2 protein-coding genes are annotated in these 1,727 nt (G+C 43.6%); one reads left to right on the forward strand and one right to left on the reverse strand.

Going from position 1 to position 1,727, the window contains the following annotated elements; translation table 11 throughout:
- Nucleotides 1–85: 85 nt before the first annotated feature.
- On the reverse strand, nucleotides 86–331 hold the full coding sequence (locus F6K53_RS40200; RefSeq protein ID WP_293052938.1) for a hypothetical protein: 246 nt from the start codon (nucleotides 329–331) through the stop codon (nucleotides 86–88).
- Nucleotides 332–1,225: 894 nt separating this feature from the next.
- Here F6K53_RS40200 and F6K53_RS40205 point away from each other — a divergent pair.
- A partial coding sequence (locus F6K53_RS40205; RefSeq protein WP_293085683.1) for a reverse transcriptase N-terminal domain-containing protein occupies nucleotides 1,226–1,727 on the forward strand: 502 nt, incomplete at its 3' end.

The following is a 1,727-nucleotide window of genomic DNA, read 5'->3' on the forward strand; positions in this document are numbered from 1 at the left end:
CATTTATTTAAAATTTCCTCTTGTTTATTGCATTCATTATTTAAATATTTGTTGAGTATAATAAAACCAGAATATCGTTGATTTATCAGACATTGCCAGGGAGATGAATATCCAAATCTGTCATCAAGGTGCTTAAGGATATTTGGCGCAAACGAGCTAATTCTGCCATGGCTTCGACACGTTTAGCTTCGATGGTTTCCACTTGATCACTTAAAGCCAAAAGTTCGCTATACTGATCAGGTGTCAGCATCTCCATTCTTCGTTTTTGAATCAGTTCATCGTAGCGGTTTTGAATGTTTGCTGGTATACCTTGATTAATAGTAATTAGCAACCTAGCCTGATCTGAAGAAAGACTGGGGGCTTTGCGTTGTGCCTGGAGAGATATGATGTATGCTCCAACGTTCTCGAGTTCAGATAAACTGAGTTGTTCAACAGCTCTAAGTAACTGCTCTTGACATCTCCCCCGGCTGAAGCACGGGGGATTCTACAATGTTGCTACGTGGCAGCGGTTTTCCCGTGCCACTATCGGCTTTCGCCGACGCTACGCGAACGCTTCTTGTTCGATATGATTTTTTAAGAGGGGCGACCGATGAAAGGCGCTCATAGGAAGTGGAAAGGGTAAGAGCTTTCCACAGTCCAGGGTTCAGGACTGGTTCCCACTCGAAGGGGCACAGGAACGATGGAATCTCAGGAGAACAAAATCTAGAGATATCCCGAAGTTATGGGTCTCAGAGCTAGAGAGAAAGTAGGAAATTACCGAACCATCGGATAGGTAATAACCGAACAGGGAAAGAATCGAAAAGTTGACAACAGGAACCGTTGGTTAAAGGCACCGTAAAAATCGATATCTCTGATAAATTCGATGATGGAGATATGAGCTCCGAGGTTAGTCTATCCACTTTTAGACAATCTGAACCTTCAAATGGACTCGGTGTATAGACGGCAACTTGAGATTCGTAACTTCTATGAGCGTAACCGGGTAAGCCGAGATTGAGTCCTTGACCCAATTGACCCAGTCAAATGGAAAAAAGGTAGCCAAATCGTAAGAGGAGGTATAACTCTCAGTCCGGTAGAAGTCTGAACCAAGCAAAGGCCGACATACCGAAAGGAAACGGGAATAAATAACCGGTCGGATAGAGGGAAACCCCTCGCTCGAAAGAGCGCTGAATTTCAGAGCTGATTCCGAGCCAAGAGGAAACTTAGGTTAGTTAACTTTAAAGTGTACATGGAAAAGATAGAACCGACCTCAAAAGAGGTGGGTATCGTAACTGAACACGCCACTGCATGGCACTCCATTAATTGGAAAGAAGCCTACAGACAGGTAAGAAAGCTAAGACAAAGAATTTTCAAGGCAACACGTCAAGGAAACTGGAAGAAGGTTAACAAACTCCAGAGATTAATGCTCAGGAGTTACTCGAACATCCAGGTATCAGTTCGTAAAGCAACCCAGGACAACAAAGGGAAAAGAACGGCGGGAGTAGACAAGGAAAAAGCACTAGAACCTCAAGAAAGAGGAAAAATGGTGGAAACCTTGTCAAATCTCAAAAAATGGAAGCCAAAGCCAACTAAACGCATCTACATACCAAAATCAAATGGCAAGCAGAGGCCACTGGGAATACCCAGTATTACAGACCGATGTATACAAGCCATAACCAAAAACGCTTTGGAACCAGCATGGGAAGCTCAGTTTGAAGCCACATCATACGGTTTTAGACCAGGAAGAGGTA

The organism is Moorena sp. SIO4A1 (assembly GCF_010672065.1).
Taxonomy (GTDB): Bacteria; Cyanobacteriota; Cyanobacteriia; order Cyanobacteriales; family Coleofasciculaceae; genus Moorena.